Raw genomic sequence first — 15306 nt, 5'->3', positions numbered from 1 at the left:
ATAAAGGATGTGCCGGAGCGATCAGGCAAAAAACCAGGTCGCCAGGCCGAGGAAAGACATAAAGCCCACTACGTCGGTTACCGTGGTCAGAGCCACGCCGCCGGCGAGAGCGGGGTCGATACGCAGGGCCCTCAGGGCCACCGGCAGCAGTGTGCCGGCAAAGGCGGCGGTGACCAGATTGATCGCCATGGCCGCAATGATAATCAGCGCGATGCGCAGATCCCCGAACCACAGGGCGGCGATCCCTCCCATGACCGCGGACCACAGAATGCCGTTTAACGCCCCTGTTCCAAGCTCGCGGGACAACAGCCAGCGCAGGTTGCTGCGCCCCACCTGCCCGAGGGCCATACCGCGAATGATCACTGTCAGGGTCTGACTGCCCGCCACGCCGCCCATGCTGGCGACGATCGGCATCAGCACGGCGAGTGCCACCACCTTGTCGATGGTGCCCTGGAACAGGTTGATCACCCAGGAAGCGAGCAGCGCGGTGAGCAGATTGATCCCGAGCCAGATGGCGCGGCGCGGCGCGGTGCGCCGGATCGGCGCGAAGGTATCTTCTTCCTCGTCGAGACCGGCGAGGCTCATCAGTGAGTGGTCCGCGTCCTCACGGATCACGTCTACTACGTCGTCGATGGTGATGCGCCCGAGCAGGCGGTTGTTGTCATCGACCACCGGCGCGGTAATCCAGTCGTATTTGGCAAACAGCTGTGCGACCTCGTGGTCCGGCATGTCTGCGGGAATCGGTTCCACATCGGTGCGCATGATCTCGCGCACGGTAACGGAAGGATCGGCAGTGAGCAGTCGGGTCAGGGGCAAAAGGCCAATGAACTTGTCCTGACGGCTGACCACAAACAGGTTGTCGGTGGACTTGGGCAGCTTTTCGTGGCGGCGCAAGTAGCGCAATACCACGTCCAGGGTCAGGTGCGGGCGCACAGACACGGTGTCCGTGTCCATCAGGCCGCCGGCGGTCTCTTCATCGTAGGAGAGCACGCTCTCGACTCGCTGGCGGTCGCTTTCACTCATGGCGGAGAGCACTTCCGCCATGACCCGATCGGGCAGCTGCTGGAGTATGTCCGCCACGTCGTCCGCATTCAGCCCCTCCATGATGGCCACCATTTCTTCGGTGTCCATGGTGGAAAGGATCTGCGCTTTTACGTCATCGGCGAGTTCCTGAAGTACCTCACCTTCTACCTCGCGGTCGATCAGTGTCCACAGCACCTGGCGGATACGCGGCGGCGAGCTTTCCAGCAGCTGGGCGATGCTCTGGGGGGAGAGGGATTGCAGCATACGCTGCACTTCGCGCCCGGTGCCGCTGTCCAGCGCGGCATACAGCTCACCGAGCTGATTCTGGGCGCGGAAGTTGATGTCGGCGGTGACGGGGTTGGGCACTGGGATACCTGATTACGGGAGGGCGGCGATTGGCGGCATTATACCGGTGATGTGGCGATTAACAGCGTATTGAAAAAGACCATCCAGGTCGTGAGCAGCCCGGATTCAACGGTTCAGCGTATGGCTTGTCTTCTACTCACCTTCGCCAAACCGGTCATTGATCAGTGCGCAGATTGCCTCGTGCGCGGCGTCCTCGTCACGGCCGCAGACTTCCAGCTCCAGCTCTATGCCCTTGCCGGCCGCAAGCAGCATCAGCGCCATCACGCTCTTGCCGTCCACCGCCTTGCCCTGGCAGTGCACCTTCACTTCCGATGAGAAGCGGGCGCTGGTCTGGGCCAGTTTGCTGGCGGCGCGGGCGTGGAGACCGAGTTTGTTGATGATGGTGATGCGGCTTTTCTGCATGAGCTGTTCTGGTGTTGTTGTCTGGTGCGGCTATCCGGAGTGGGGACGGTTTATTTCTGCTGCTCTCGATGTCGGATCTGGACATTCTTGAATTCACTGGAAAAGTGCCTGGCGAGCTGCTCTGCCATGTACACCGAGCGGTGGCGACCGCCGGTGCAGCCAATGGCGACGCAGGTGTAACTGCGATTGCTCTGTTGGTAGGAGGGCAGCCAGCGCTCGAGAAATGTGGTGATGTCCCGCTGCATATCTTCGGTTTCGCCATGGGCTCGCAGAAATTCCGCCACTTCCGGGTCGAGTCCGGTCTTATTGCGCAGTTCTGCTACCCAGTAGGGGTTGGGCAGGCAGCGCAGGTCGAACACCAGATCCGCGTCCACCGGAACGCCGTGTTTGAATCCAAAGGACTGGAACAGGATCGCCATTCCCGGAGAGTCCTTGCCCACTACGCGGGTTTTTACCTGGTCGCGCAGCTGATGCAGGCTGAGGCTGCTGGTGTCGATTACCAGGTCGGCCATTGCCGCCAGCGGGGCGAGCAGCTCTTTCTCGTGATTGAGGGCTTCCAGCAGATGGGTGCGGCTGTCGCTCAGGGGGTGCTTGCGGCGGGTTTCACTAAAGCGCTGTACCAGCACCGGTGAGCGGGCGTCCAGGTAGATGACATCACATTCGACGCCGCTTTCGCGCAACTCGCTGATTACCCGGGGTGCCTGGCGTACATCGTGCCACAGGTTGCGGGCATCGATGCCGAGGGCCAGATGGGTGGTTTCCTGAGGGGGGTGCTCTGTAACCCGGCGGATCAATTCCGGCAGCAGACTGGCGGGGAGGTTGTCGATGCAGTTGAAGCCGACATCCTCAAGCAGTTCCAGGGCAGAACTCTTTCCTGAGCCTGAGCGGCCGCTGATGATCACCAGTCGCATAGATCGAGCGCTCCTTGCTGATTCGGGGGCGGGCATCCTTTGCAGCAGGGTGGTTGCTGGGGGCCCGTGATCCGGCGGTGTTACATCGCTGAGCGATCGCCGGCAGTGCGACGGCTATTATGCCGCCGCAGCGCTGTTGATGGCCAGTGCGTAGAGTTCGTCACTGGTAGTGGCTTCACGCAGCTTGTCGCGCACCCGGCTGTCACTGAACAGGGCGGCGATCTGTGCCAGGGTGTCCAGATGTTCCTGTTCCGAGTCTTCCGGAACCAGCAGGGCAAACAGCAGGTCGACCGGCTGGCGGTCGATGGCATCGAAATCCACAGCGGGTGACGTGGTGCAGAGGACGCCAATCGGGCGCTCGCAGCCGGGCAGGCGGCAATGGGGGATGGCCACGCCTTCGCCGATACCGGTGGAGCCCAGGCGCTCCCGGGCTACCAGCTGGTTGAAGACGGTATCGGAATCCAGCTCGGGGTATTGTTCAGAGATCGCCTGCGCGATGTTGAGTAACAGCTTTTTCTTGCTGCTCCCCGCCAGGTGGCACAGGCTCAGGCGGGGAGAGAGTAATGCTTCCAATGTCATAACTTACAGGTGATCTGGCAGTGCAGGCCAACCGCTCCCGGGGGTAACGTCTAGCGGTGACTGCGTAACTTTTCTTTGTGTTTCAGTAGCTGTCGGTCGAGTTTGTCCGTGAGCGAATCGATCGCCGCGTACATGTCTTCCGATTCCGAATCGGCAAAAATGTCCTTGTTGCCGTTCACATGAACCCGCGCTTCCGCTTTCTGGATGAGTTTGTCGACGGAAAGTATGACCTGGGCATTGGTGATCAGGTCATTGTGGCGGGAGAGCTTGTCCAGCTTGGTCAGGCAGTAATCGCGAATGGCCGGGGTAAGGTCTACATGATGGCCACTGATATTGATCTGCATGGATTTCTCCTCATCGGGTACTACACAAACCGGCCGCACCCCCGCACAGGGCGGCAACCCTACTAGGAAGTGCGCCAGAATGGAAGGATACACTCGATGTCAGGGCATTGGTCGGGCGGAATTTGCACAAAGAGTAGTCGAAATTCGGGTATGTGTGACCAGAGATTGTGTGTGAGTCTGCTCACACCAGTCGCTTGCGCTCGCTGGAGGAGGGAATGCCCATGGATTCCCGGTATTTGGCGACGGTGCGGCGGGCCACCTGGATGCCCTGCTTGTCCAGCTCCTGAGTGATTTTGTTGTCCGACAGCGGCTTGCGCGGTTGCTCGGCATCCACCAGTTTGCGGATCAGGGCGCGGATGGCGGTGGAGGAGGCATCCTCGCCGGAATCGGTACTCACGTGGCTGGAGAAGAAGTACTTGAGCTCGAAAACGCCGCGGGGAGTAAGCATGTACTTCTGCGTGGTCACCCGGGAGATGGTGGATTCGTGCATGCCGATGGTCTCGGCAATATTGGCCAGTACCATGGGTTTCATGGCCTCCGGGCCCAGCTCGAAAAAGCCCTGCTGCTTCTCGACGATACAGCTCGCCACCTTGAGCAACGTCTCGTGACGGCTTTGCAGACTTTTCAGGAACCAGCGTGCTTCCTGCAGGTTGTCGCGCAGGTAGTTGTTCTCGATGGAATTGTCGGCGCGGCGAATCAGAGCGGCATAGGCGTCATTGATGCGCAGCTTGGGGGTGGTTTCCGGGTTCAGCTCCACCACCCAGCGCTGTTCGCGGCGGCTGACGATCACATCCGGTACAACATATTGGGGCTCCTCACCGCCGAAGGCCTCTCCGGGGTAGGGGGTCAGCGTCTGAATGAGGCGCATTACCTCGCCGAGCTGGGCTTCGCTCAGGCGGGTGCGGCGGCTCAGCTGGCGGAAGTCGCGTTTGCCCAGCAGGTCCAGGTGCTGGCCGACCACGGTAACCGCCTGGGGCAGCCAGGGGGTGGATTCCGGCAGCTGGCGCAATTGCAGCAGCAGGCTCTCCCGCAGATCGCGTGCGCCGCAGCCCACGGGCTCGAACTGCTGGATGGCTTTCAGCACGGCCAGCACTTCTTCCGTCTCCACACTGAATGACGCCGCAAGCTCTTCGATGTCGATGTCGAGAAACCCGTTGGGGGCGATGGCATCGATCAGTGTCTCGCCGATCAGCTTGTCGTCGGCGGTGAGCGGGGTGAGGTTCAGTTGCCACAGCAGGTGGTCCTGCAGGCTCTCCGAGGCGGCATTGCGCTGTTCCAGTGCGTACTCTTCGCCCTCGCCGCCGGAGTGGCTGCTGTTGGTGTAGATGTCGTCCCAGCGGGTGTCCACAGGCAGGTCTTCGGGGATGTCGCTGCTCCAGTCGCCATCCGCGGCGGTCTCGGGCTCGCTGTCGAGGCGGCTGTCGGCATTGTCGCCGGTTCGCTGATCAATACTGGCGGGGGTGTTCTGTTCCTGCAGTTGCTCGCCACCATGCTCGTCGAAATCCGACTCCAGCAGCGGATTACTGTCGAGGGCGGACTGAATTTCCTGTTGCAGCTCCAGCGTCGACAGCTGCAGCAGGCGGATAGCCTGTTGCAGCTGAGGCGTCATTGTCAGCGAAGTGCCGAGTTTTAACTGGAGTGACTGCTTCATAGGGGGTGTGCCGGCATAAAATTCTGGCGTAACACCGCTGCGGCGCATTTGATGCTTGGGCGGCGGCAGATTGCTCATCGCCTGCAGACTACCCCGGGGCAAATCGGAACACAAGTGGCCGAGGGCGCAAAACCTAGCAATAAGTGTGCCGAAAAAGTTACCTTTTTCGGGCACCCTGGTCAGAATTGTGACAGGGATCGGTGTTAAAGGGTGAAATGCTGATGATTTCGCCCGGATGGGATCAGATGGTGAACTCGTGTCCCAGGTAGACGTCTTTCACCTGCTTGTTCTCGGCAACGTCCTTGGGGGCGCCGGAGGCGATGATGTGTCCCTCGCTGACAATGTAGGCGGTTTCACAGATATCCAGGGTCTCGCGCACGTTATGGTCGGTAATGAGTACGCCGATGCCGCGGTCGCGCAGGTGGCGGATAATCTGCTTGATGTCGTTCACCGAGATGGGGTCCACTCCCGCGAAGGGCTCATCCAGCAGTACGAAGGCGGGATTGGTGGCCAGTGCGCGGGCGATCTCCACCCGGCGACGCTCGCCGCCCGACAGCGCCATACCGAGGCTCTCACGGATGTGCGTGATATGAAACTCCTGCAGCAGCGCTTCCAGCTGCTCCTGGCGCTGGCTGCGATCCAGATCCTTGCGGGTCTCGAGGATGGCGAGGATATTGTCCTGCACCGACAGACGCCGGAATACCGAGGCCTCCTGGGGCAAATAGCCAATGCCCTTGCGTGCGCGCCCGTGCATGGACAGCCCGGTAATGTCTTCCTCATCGATCATCACCTGGCCCGCATCGGCCTGCACCAGGCCGGCAATCATATAGAAACAGGTGGTCTTGCCGGCGCCGTTGGGGCCGAGCAGGCCGACGACCTGACCGCTTGAAACACTCACGGAGACATCTTTAACGACTTTGCGCTTCTTGTACTGCTTGGCGAGGTGGAGCGCTTGGAGCGTCGGCATAGTGAATTCCGGTAACTGCGCGGACAGACGGCCGCTTCTTCTGACTGGGTGAGGTGTTTGAGTGAGCAGGGCCTATTGGCGGTTTTCCACGGGACCTGCCTCTGGCTTGGATTCGGGCTTCCAGATCATCTCTACGCGCTTTTTCTCCGATTGTCCCTGGGCCTGCATCTGCTCGCTTTTGAGGTCGTAATCTATGTGCTCCGCAGACAGGGTGTTGCCATCGCGATCCACAAACGCTTCGCCGCTGAGTTGCAGGGCATCCGTGCTTACCAGAAACTCGATACGCTTGGCGCGGGCCTTCACCGGGCTGGTGCTCTCTTCCACTTGCTGCTGAAAATGGGCGGGGGCACCGGTGGCAATCACCTTGTTGATTTCCCCTTTGGTGTTGCCGTGCACTTCCACGCGGTCGGCGCGAATCTGCAGCGACCCCTGACTGATGACCACATTGCCACTGTATATAGACAGGTTCTGGCTGCGGTTGGCTTCAAACTTGTCGGCGGAAACCTTTACCGGCTGCTCGCGATCGTTGGGCAGGGCGTGGGTTTGCCCTGCCAGCAGCAGCGCCGCAATGGCCGCGGCCCACAGCCGGTGGGTCGCCGTCGGTCGGCGGATGCCGCGCAAATCAGCGTGGTTCATAGCTGCTTTCCACATTTGACAGAATTTCTACCTTGTCCTGTTTTAGATCAGCGCGCAGGCCTTTGCCTGTGGTGCGATTGGAGCCGTCGGTAATGGTAACAACTTTGTCCGTTTCGGCGAATTCTTCCCGGGGTTTGAGAGTGATCTTTTCCGTGCGCAGGGTGATTCCCGGCTGTGGCAATTCCATGATGGAGACGTCACCGTTGAGTTCAACCTTCTGCCCGTTGTCGTAGGCGACCCCGGTGCGGGATTCGGTGTGCCACTTGGTGTTTTCTCCCTGGTAAAACACCATGCGGGGCTCCGTGAGATCCGCGCGATCCCGGCGCGCAAACTGGAAGAAGGTGACCCGCTCGGCATCGACCTCATAGGCGAGGGTGCCCTCGGTGCTGTAGTGGCGCGTGCGGGCATCGCGAATGATGAGGTCCGCGGCCCTGTTGTGTTCCTGCTGGGTCGGGCGCTTGCCCAACAACTGCTTGGACGGGCTCTCGGTAAACCACAGTCCCAGGGAGATAAGTGCGACCACGATAACAAGTGGTAACCAAGTGCGCATGCTGTATCCGTTTTCTCATGTGCGACGGCTCGCGCCGTCAGCTTAGTCTCTTTTCGGGGGCGAAGGTTCAGGTTTGGGGATGGTCGGCGAGATAGGGGGCGAGCGCCGCATCAAATGTTCCCTGAGCCTGCATGATCCGATCGCAGACCTCGCGCACGGCGCCGAGTCCACCCTCGCGCTCGGTCACAAACAGGGCGCGCTCTTTCACTGGTGTGGCGGCGTTGGGGACAGCAATGGGGCAGCCCACGCGGGTCATCAGTTGCAGGTCGGGGTAGTCGTCTCCGACATAGGCGATCTGTGTGAGGTCGTAGGGTTCATTCGCGAAGAGTTCCAGAAAGGCGCTGTACTTGTCTTCCCGCCCCTGGATCAGGCGGGTAATACCGAGATCGTGCGCGCGCTTTTCCACCAGCGCGCTGCGGCGCCCGGTGATGATGGCGACCGCCACGCCTGATTTCTGCAGCATTTTGATGCCGTGTCCGTCCAGGGTGTGGAACGTTTTCAGCTCATTTCCGTGGTTGTCGAAATACAGTCTGCCGTCGGTAAGCACGCCATCCACGTCGAGGATCAGGTGGCGCACCTTGCACAGTATTTGCTGAATGTCCTGTTTGCCGGTCTGGCGGAACGGGCTTTGCTGGCTCAATGGGGTGTCCTTCTCTTTTAATTGCTGCAACTACTCAGATAACGCCGGCGCGCAGTATATCGTGCATGTGCAGCAGTCCAACCGGGTGGTGCTCGGGGTCTTCCACCACCAGCGCGGTGATTTTGTTGTCTTCCATAATACGCAGGGCCTCTGCCGCCAGGATGTGGGCGCTCACGGTTTTCGGTCTGCGGCTCATGACGTCCTTCATGGTGGCGGTGTCCAGCTCGACTTTGTGGTCGATAACACGGCGCAGGTCCCCGTCGGTGAATACGCCCTGGAGCTGGCCCTGGTTGTCCACCACGGTCGTCATGCCGAAGCCTTTGCTGGTCATTTCCAGGAGGGCCTGCGAGAGGGGGGTGTCGGGGGACACCTGGGGCAGCTCCTGCCCGGCGTGCATCACATCCTCTACCTTGAGCAGCAGCTGGCGCCCGAGGGCGCCACCGGGGTGGGAAAAAGCGAAGTCTTCCGCGGTGAAGCCGCGTGCTTCCAGTAGTGCCACTGCCAGTGCGTCGCCCATCACCAGGGTGACGGTGGTAGACGACGTCGGGGCCAGGTTCAGCGGGCAGGCCTCGGTTTCCACAGAGATATCCAGATTCACATCGGCGGACTGCGCCAGTGGCGAATCCGGCTTGCCGGTCATGCTGATCAGGGGAATGCCAAGGCGCTTCAACAGCGGTAGCAGGGTCAGCACCTCCGCGGAGCTGCCGGAGTTGGAGATGGCAATCACCAGATCCTGGCGAGTGATCATGCCGAGGTCGCCGTGGCTGGCTTCGCCGGGATGGACGAAAAAGCTGGGGGTTCCGGTGCTGGCAAGGGTGGCGGCGATCTTGCGCCCGATATGCCCGGACTTGCCCATGCCGGATACGATGACGCGCCCGGGGCAGCTCAGGATCAGCTCGCACGCGCGGCCAAAGTCGTCACCGATGCGTGCCTCCAGTGCCGCTACGGCGGCGGTTTCCATGGCTATGGTGCGGCGTCCGGCCTGGAGGATCATATCTTTTCCCATGACATCTCTCGTGTGGAATTACCAGGGTGGGCAGGCAGGCCGTATTCACCGTTACCAGTGTGTTCATTTTAGAGGGAGTAACCCGAACTCGGCCTTGTCTGCGGTGACAAATGGCGATCCGTTGTCGCTCCGCCGGCCTTCGGTCTGACGTGCTAACCTTTGTAGTGTCAGTGGAAATCGACGTTGAGACCTGCGTCACGGATCTGCTGTGAATGCGAAGTGCATCCAATTGTCGCCGACGTCATCGCTCCACCGCATTCGTCGTGCAATAGGGCGAAAGTGGCTCAGTGCCGCTTGTCCGCGGCGGCGCCATGGTATAGTTTGCCGCCGCTATTGTCAGCTGTGGTGTCGGACCAGGCCCGCGCGAGGGCGCGTCTGAACCTGCCAGCGAGATATTTCGGCACCGCCATGACACTTTTTTGTGTTGTGTGCATCCAAGGGACGAATTGCCAATTGGGAGATTTTCTGTGAGCGCACCCACCATGACTATCCAAACCGGAGCTTTTCAATCCGCGATTGCGCGCAAGAGCAGAGCGCTGCTTTCCGCCGTTCTGTTGTGTTGCCTGGCTCCGTTTGCCGGTGCTGCGGAAAACCCCTATACCACGATTGAGAGCGTCTCCAGCCAGTTGTTGAATGTGATCCGCTCCGAGGGGCAGCAGGTCAGTTCGAATCCGCAGCGCTACTACGCTTCCGTGGATAGAGTGCTGGCGCCGGTGGTGGATTTTGACTTTATTGCCCGTGGTGTCATGGGGAATTACGCCAAGCAGGCGACGCCGGCACAGCGCGCCAAATTTTCCAGCACCTTCCGCCGCGATCTGGTGGCGACGTTCGCGCGCGGTGTTGCCACCTTCGGCAATATGGACGTTAAGGTGGTGAATCCGGGCGCTGCTCCCAGCGGCAACCGGGTTAATGTGTTGCAGGAAGTGCGCAGTGCGGAAGGGTTGACCAAGGTGTCCTACACGCTGGTGCGGAACAAGAGTGGCCAGTGGAAATTGATCAACGTTATTTTGAATGGTGTCAACCTCGGTAAAACCTTCCGCGGCCAATTCTCCCAGGCGATGCAGGCGAACGGCGGCGATCTCGATAAGGTCATTGCCAACTGGTCTGCGGCGGACAAGGTTGCGGATAGTGTGAACTGACCGTAGCGAACGAATTGAGGCGCAGTTTGCACAATCGCGGCTGCGCCAGTATGTGCTTTCCAGTACACTCCGCGCCTGTTTCTATATCGACTGAATTCCCATCCGTATTTATTTTTATGCAACCAGATCAGATCAAGTCCCTCATTGAAGGGCAGATTCCCGGCAGCCAGGTTACCGATGTGGCCTTCGAAGGTAGTCACCTGCATTTGACGGTCGTCAGCGAAGCCTTCAGTGGCCTCTCCCGGTTGAAGAAGCAGCAGCTGGTTTACGGTGCGCTGTCCGACAAAATTGCCGATGGCACCCTGCACGCGGTGCAGATGAAAACGCTCACTCCGGAAGAGGCCGGTCAGTAACCTCTGCTCTGTGGGCCTCGGGCTCGCCAGGGATTTTTGCTTCGCAATGGGAAACCAGTTCGCATGGATAAACTGATTATCGAAGGGGGCAGCCCCATCTCCGGAACTCTGAGAATTTCCGGGGCCAAGAATTCTGCGTTGCCGATTCTGGCTGCGACTCTGCTGGCCGATGGCCCGGTGCAGATTCACAATCTCCCGCACCTCAACGATATCACCACCATGATTACCCTGTTGCGCTGCATGGGGACTGAAATCACCATCGATGAGCGCCTGGGGGTCGAGATCGACCCGCGCTCGGTCAACGAGCTGACCGCGCCCTACGATCTGGTGAAAACCATGCGAGCCTCGATTCTGGTGCTGGGGCCGCTGTTGGCGCGTCATGGTGTGGCGAACGTTTCGTTCCCCGGTGGATGTGCCATTGGCAGCCGCCCCGTGGATATCCACCTCAAGGGGCTCGAAGCGATGGGGGCGGAAATTACCATCGATGAGGGCTTTATTCGCGCGCGCAGTAATGGCCGCCTGAAGGGCGCCAACATCGTGATGGAAAAAGTTACCGTGGGCGGTACCGAAAACCTGCTGATGGCGGCGGCACTGGCGGAAGGCACCACGGTGCTGCACAACTCGGCGCGGGAGCCGGAGATTGTCGACCTAGCGGACTTCCTGACTGCCATGGGTGCGCAGATTGAGGGCGCGGGCACCGATACCATTCGCGTACATGGCGTATCGCGCCTGAACCCCTGTTCCTTTACCGTGATGCCTGACCGGATTGAGACCGGAACCTTTCTCGCCGCAGCCGCTGCAGCCCGTGGCCGTGTACGCCTGACCCACACCCGTGCGGATATTCTCGATGCGGTACTGGCAAAGTTTGAGGAGGCTGGCGCTCATATCAGTATTGGCGACGACTGGATTGAGCTGGATATGAAAGGTAACCGCCCGAAGGCGGTCAGCTTCCGCACGGCACCTTATCCGGCCTTTCCCACCGACATGCAGTCCCAGTTCACCGCCATGAATGCGGTGGCGGAAGGCAAGGGTACCGTCGTGGAAACCATCTTCGAAAACCGTCTGATTCAGGTGCACGAGCTGAACCGCATGGGGGCGAATATCGTACTTGAAGGCAATACCGCGATTGTTACCGGTGTCGAGAAGCTCAAGGGTGCGCCGGTAATGGCATCGGACCTGCGCGCTTCCGCGAGTCTGGTGATTGCCGGAATGGTCGCGGAGGGCACCACCACCGTGGATCGTATCTACCATATCGACCGCGGCTACGAGTGCATTGAAGAGAAACTGCGTCAGATCGGCGCAAACATCCGTCGCGTCCCTGGCTGACGCCAAAGCGCTAGATGCGAAGTGTCTAGCGCTATTCTAGATTTGTATTGGCGCGGGAAGCTGACATTCAAGTAAGCTTCCGCCATCGCTCTCTGTCCGGCCTCAGTCGGCACTTCAACAATCATAAACGTATATGCAGATCACCATTGCCCTGACCAAGGGGCGTATTCTCAAGGAAACGCTACCGCTGCTGGCTGCCGCCGGTCTCGAGCCGCTGGAGGACATCGCCCAGAGCCGCAAGCTGATATTCCCAACCAATCAGGACAATGTGCGCCTGCTTATTTTGCGCGGTTCCGACGTGCCCACCTATGTGCAGCATGGTGCCGCGGACCTCGGTGTGGCGGGTAAGGACAATCTGCTGGAGCACGACACCAGCAACATTTATGAGCCTCTGGATCTGAATATTGCGCGCTGTCGTCTGATGACCGCGGGTATCAAGGGTGCGCCGCGGCCGAAAGGGCGTATCAAAGTGGCGACCAAGTTTGTGCAGTCCGCCAAGCGTTATTACGCGGCTCAGGGGCGTCAGGCCGATATCATCAAACTGTATGGTGCCATGGAGCTGGCTCCCCTGATGGAACTCGCCGACGAGATTGTGGATATCGTCGATACCGGCAATACCCTCAGGGCCAATGGCCTGGAGGCGAGGGAGCATATCGCGCATATCAGTAGCCGTCTGATCGTGAACAAGGCCTCCATGAAGATGAAGTATGGCCCGATCAATGCGCTGATCGAGCAATTAGGCCATGCGGTTCGGGCGCGGGAAACCGCCTGATTTTTCTCTGATGGCTGCCCTGATCGTTTTTTAAGGCGGCTTGTCGCCGCGATGCAATTTCGACTGAAAATCATGAGTGACTTCTTCATTCGCCGGCTGGACGCCGGCAGCTCCGAATTTTCCGGGGATCTCGAGCAGCTATTGGCCTGGGAGTCGGTAGCGGATCAGCGGGTAGAGTCTGCTGTGGCGGAAATTCTGCGCGAGGTAAAAGCGCGTGGCGACGCCGCGGTAATTGAGTACACCAACCGATTTGATCGTCGCCATCTCAGCCGCGCCGATGCGTTCTGTCTCGACCAGGCTGAACTTGCGGCGGCGCTGGAGCGTATCCCCGCCGATAAACGCGCGGCACTGGAAACTGCTGCAAAGCGGGTGCGTGACTACCATGAGCACCAGTTGCAGTCATCCTGGCAATATCGGGAAGCCGACGGCACCGTGCTAGGCCAGCAGATTACGCCGATGGAGCGTGTGGGCATCTATGTACCCGGCGGTAAAGCGAGCTATCCGTCGTCGGTACTGATGAATGCGATTCCCGCGCGCGTAGCGGGTGTGGATGAAGTATTGATGGTGGTACCGGCACCAGATAATCAGCTCAGCGATCTCGTGCTCGCGGCTGCGGCGATTGCCGGCGTGGACAAAGTGTTCACCATCGGCGGTGCCCAGGCGGTGGCCGCTCTGGCGTTCGGCACTGCGACCGTGCCGCGGGTGGACAAGATCGTCGGCCCCGGCAATGTCTTTGTCGCCTCCGCCAAGCGCGCCGTGTTCGGTCGGGTTGCCATAGACATGATTGCCGGGCCCTCCGAAATTCTGGTGATCTGTGACGGCAAGACGGACCCGGACTGGATCGCCATGGATCTGTTATCCCAGGCGGAGCACGACGAACAGGCGCAGTCCATTCTGCTCAGCCCGGATGCCGGGTTTCTGGATGCGGTGGCCCGCTCACTGGAGAAACTGCTGAAGGCGTTGCCCCGCGAGGACATCGCCATGCGTTCCATTGTCGATCGCGGTGCATTGATCCTCGTGCGCGACATTGAGCAGGCGATAGACGTGGCAAACCGAATTGCCCCGGAACATCTTGAGGTTTCCGTCGACGAGCCAGAGCGTTATCTGCCGCGTATTCGCCACGCCGGTGCCATTTTCTTGGGGCGCCACACCGCGGAGGCGTTGGGGGATTACTGTGCGGGTCCCAATCATGTGCTGCCGACCAGTGGTACGGCACGCTTCTCTTCACCGCTGGGGGTTTATGACTTCCAGAAACGCAGTTCTATCATCTATTGCTCACCGCAGGGTGCCGATACGCTGGGCCGCGTGGCGGCCACACTCGCTAAGGGTGAAGGTCTGGATGCCCACGCCCGCTCGGCAGAATATCGAGTGGTAAAAACACCGGGCGCTGAACGGGGTTAGGGTTTCCTTGTCTCTGAATATCGAGGCCTGCAGGTGCGGCCTCGATTGCTCAGGCTCGCGCTTTTCCGCGCTTCATTGTCCGTCTTGTCAGCTTCTGCTTTGGGACTGCGGCTTCTCTGATACCGTGGCACGTGTGTTGTGGACTTCGCCGTTGCGAATATAGGTGATGCTGACCACTTCTCCCGGCCTCAGTGTTGCCATGGCCGCTACACCGTGCATACCGTCATTGATCGGGTCGTTGTTGATGTGGGTGATTACGTCGCCGGGTTTGAGTCCTGCCTGATGAGCTGGTCCCTGGTTGTAGATGGCAGTAATGATCACGCCATTGGTGGAGGCCAGGTTGAACGAGCGCGCCAGCTGTGGCGACAGCGTCTGCGCCTCGATACCCAGCCAGCCGGGCACGACGCGACCGAATTCGATAATGTCCTGCATAATCTTTAGCGCAATATTGGCAGGGATGGCGAAGCTGATCCCGCCCGAGGAGCCGCTCTGGTTCAGGATGGAAGTGTTGATCCCCAGCAGCTTTCCGCGCGCATCCACGAGGGCACCACCGGAATTACCTGGGTTGACCGCGGCATCGGTCTGAATGAAATTCTGCAGGTAGCTGCCCGTGCCGGTTTTGCTCAGATCGCGACCGGTTGCACTGACGATCCCCTGGGTTACCGTCTGGCCGACCCCGAACGGATTGCCGATGGCCAGCACCACGTCACCCACCTGCGCCTTGTCCGGGTCTCCCACTTCGATGGTAGTCAGGTTGGGCAAATTGATCTTAAGCACCGCCAGATCAAAATCGGCGTCCGATCCCACCAGGGTCGCCTGGGCCTCACGCCCGTCCGACAGCACCACGGCAATCTCTTCTGCGCCGGAAATGACGTGGTAATTGGTTAAAATGTAACCGTCTTGGTCGACAATGACCCCAGAGCCCAAGTTTGACTGCATGCGCTCCCGCTGCGGGATGTTCATGTTGTCCAGCAGGCGCCGGTAGAGCGGGTGGTTGTACAGCGGGTGGCTGCGCTCGGATATGGTTTTGCGGGTGAAAATGTTGACCACTGCGGGCCCCGCCAGATTGACGGCACTGGCATAGGAGGCGGGGCCCTGAAAATCCGCGATAACAACAGATTGGTCCGGTTTCCCCCGCAGGTGCGGGAACAGCAACAACAGCGCCGCGGCGACACCGAGACCGATCGCTGCGGGAATGGCCCAATCTTGCAAAAAACGTTGTAGTGACACCGGCGGCTCC

General features: G+C 60.0%; 17 protein-coding genes. 5 read left to right on the top strand and 12 right to left on the bottom strand.

All coding sequences use genetic code 11. The features are described 5' to 3' along the window. Nucleotides 1-21: 21 nt before the first annotated feature. The 11 genes from mgtE to C3938_RS02580 form a co-directional block, all read right to left on the bottom strand. The gene (gene mgtE / locus C3938_RS02630) at nucleotides 22-1389 is read right to left on the bottom strand and encodes a magnesium transporter (RefSeq protein ID WP_105101699.1); all 1368 of its coding nucleotides are present in this window, start codon (nucleotides 1387-1389) and stop codon (nucleotides 22-24) included. Between the two features lie 132 nt (nucleotides 1390-1521). Beyond that, complete coding sequence (locus C3938_RS02625) at nucleotides 1522-1791, bottom strand: HPr family phosphocarrier protein (protein WP_105101698.1); 270 nt, start codon at nucleotides 1789-1791, stop codon at nucleotides 1522-1524. A gap of 50 nt (nucleotides 1792-1841) precedes the next feature. Next, nucleotides 1842-2702 carry an RNase adapter RapZ gene (rapZ, locus tag C3938_RS02620; RefSeq protein ID WP_105101697.1) on the bottom strand — a complete coding sequence of 287 codons (861 nt, stop codon included), beginning with the start codon at nucleotides 2700-2702 and terminating at the stop codon, nucleotides 1842-1844. 117 nt (nucleotides 2703-2819) lie between these two features. Then, nucleotides 2820-3281 (bottom strand): PTS IIA-like nitrogen regulatory protein PtsN, encoded by a 462-nt coding sequence (gene ptsN / locus C3938_RS02615; RefSeq protein ID WP_105101696.1) that lies wholly within the window; start codon nucleotides 3279-3281, stop codon nucleotides 2820-2822. Between the two features lie 50 nt (nucleotides 3282-3331). Further along, nucleotides 3332-3625, bottom strand: coding sequence for a ribosome hibernation-promoting factor, HPF/YfiA family (hpf, locus tag C3938_RS02610; protein ID WP_105101695.1), 294 nt, complete (start codon nucleotides 3623-3625; stop codon nucleotides 3332-3334). Between the two features lie 181 nt (nucleotides 3626-3806). After that, complete coding sequence (locus C3938_RS02605) at nucleotides 3807-5276, bottom strand: RNA polymerase factor sigma-54 (protein ID WP_105103188.1); 1470 nt, start codon at nucleotides 5274-5276, stop codon at nucleotides 3807-3809. Between the two features lie 241 nt (nucleotides 5277-5517). Continuing rightward, entirely contained in the window at nucleotides 5518-6243 is a 726-nt protein-coding gene (gene lptB / locus C3938_RS02600) for an LPS export ABC transporter ATP-binding protein (protein ID WP_105101694.1), read from the bottom strand. A 72-nt stretch (nucleotides 6244-6315) separates the two neighbouring features. Further along, a complete protein-coding gene (gene lptA / locus C3938_RS02595; protein ID WP_105101693.1) occupies nucleotides 6316-6879 on the bottom strand; it encodes a lipopolysaccharide transport periplasmic protein LptA in 564 nt (187 codons plus the stop codon). Next, the gene (gene lptC, locus C3938_RS02590) at nucleotides 6866-7429 is read right to left on the bottom strand and encodes an LPS export ABC transporter periplasmic protein LptC (RefSeq protein ID WP_105101692.1); all 564 of its coding nucleotides are present in this window, start codon (nucleotides 7427-7429) and stop codon (nucleotides 6866-6868) included. The genes lptA and lptC overlap by 14 nt, the downstream gene beginning before the upstream one ends. 67 nt (nucleotides 7430-7496) lie before the next feature. Beyond that, complete coding sequence (locus C3938_RS02585) at nucleotides 7497-8069, bottom strand: KdsC family phosphatase (RefSeq protein ID WP_418903564.1); 573 nt, start codon at nucleotides 8067-8069, stop codon at nucleotides 7497-7499. A 34-nt stretch (nucleotides 8070-8103) separates the two neighbouring features. Next, the gene (locus tag C3938_RS02580) at nucleotides 8104-9075 is read right to left on the bottom strand and encodes a KpsF/GutQ family sugar-phosphate isomerase (protein WP_105101691.1); all 972 of its coding nucleotides are present in this window, start codon (nucleotides 9073-9075) and stop codon (nucleotides 8104-8106) included. A 467-nt stretch (nucleotides 9076-9542) separates the two neighbouring features. Between C3938_RS02580 and C3938_RS02575 the strand changes: the two genes are divergently transcribed. The 5 genes from C3938_RS02575 (at nucleotide 9543) to hisD (ending at nucleotide 14066) form a co-directional block, all read left to right on the top strand. Beyond that, on the top strand, nucleotides 9543-10214 hold the full coding sequence (locus C3938_RS02575; RefSeq protein WP_233998612.1) for an MlaC/ttg2D family ABC transporter substrate-binding protein: 672 nt from the start codon (nucleotides 9543-9545) through the stop codon (nucleotides 10212-10214). 116 nt (nucleotides 10215-10330) lie between these two features. Next, complete coding sequence (locus C3938_RS02570) at nucleotides 10331-10567, top strand: BolA family protein (RefSeq protein WP_105101690.1); 237 nt, start codon at nucleotides 10331-10333, stop codon at nucleotides 10565-10567. A gap of 63 nt (nucleotides 10568-10630) precedes the next feature. Next, on the top strand, nucleotides 10631-11893 hold the full coding sequence (gene murA, locus C3938_RS02565; protein WP_105101689.1) for a UDP-N-acetylglucosamine 1-carboxyvinyltransferase: 1263 nt from the start codon (nucleotides 10631-10633) through the stop codon (nucleotides 11891-11893). Between the two features lie 133 nt (nucleotides 11894-12026). Then, complete coding sequence (gene hisG, locus C3938_RS02560) at nucleotides 12027-12665, top strand: ATP phosphoribosyltransferase (protein ID WP_105101688.1); 639 nt, start codon at nucleotides 12027-12029, stop codon at nucleotides 12663-12665. A 51-nt stretch (nucleotides 12666-12716) separates the two neighbouring features. Continuing rightward, complete coding sequence (gene hisD / locus C3938_RS02555) at nucleotides 12717-14066, top strand: histidinol dehydrogenase (RefSeq protein WP_418903563.1); 1350 nt, start codon at nucleotides 12717-12719, stop codon at nucleotides 14064-14066. Between the two features lie 87 nt (nucleotides 14067-14153). On the opposite strand, the gene C3938_RS02550 is transcribed toward hisD, so the two are convergent. Beyond that, complete coding sequence (locus C3938_RS02550) at nucleotides 14154-15296, bottom strand: S1C family serine protease (RefSeq protein WP_105101687.1); 1143 nt, start codon at nucleotides 15294-15296, stop codon at nucleotides 14154-14156. Nucleotides 15297-15306: the final 10 nt, after the last annotated feature.

The sequence above is a fragment of the Microbulbifer pacificus genome, assembly GCF_002959965.1.
GTDB lineage: Bacteria > Pseudomonadota > Gammaproteobacteria > Pseudomonadales > Cellvibrionaceae > Microbulbifer > Microbulbifer pacificus_A.
Note: the sequence above shows the minus strand (reverse complement) of the source record. Positions and strands in the feature narration are given on the sequence as shown.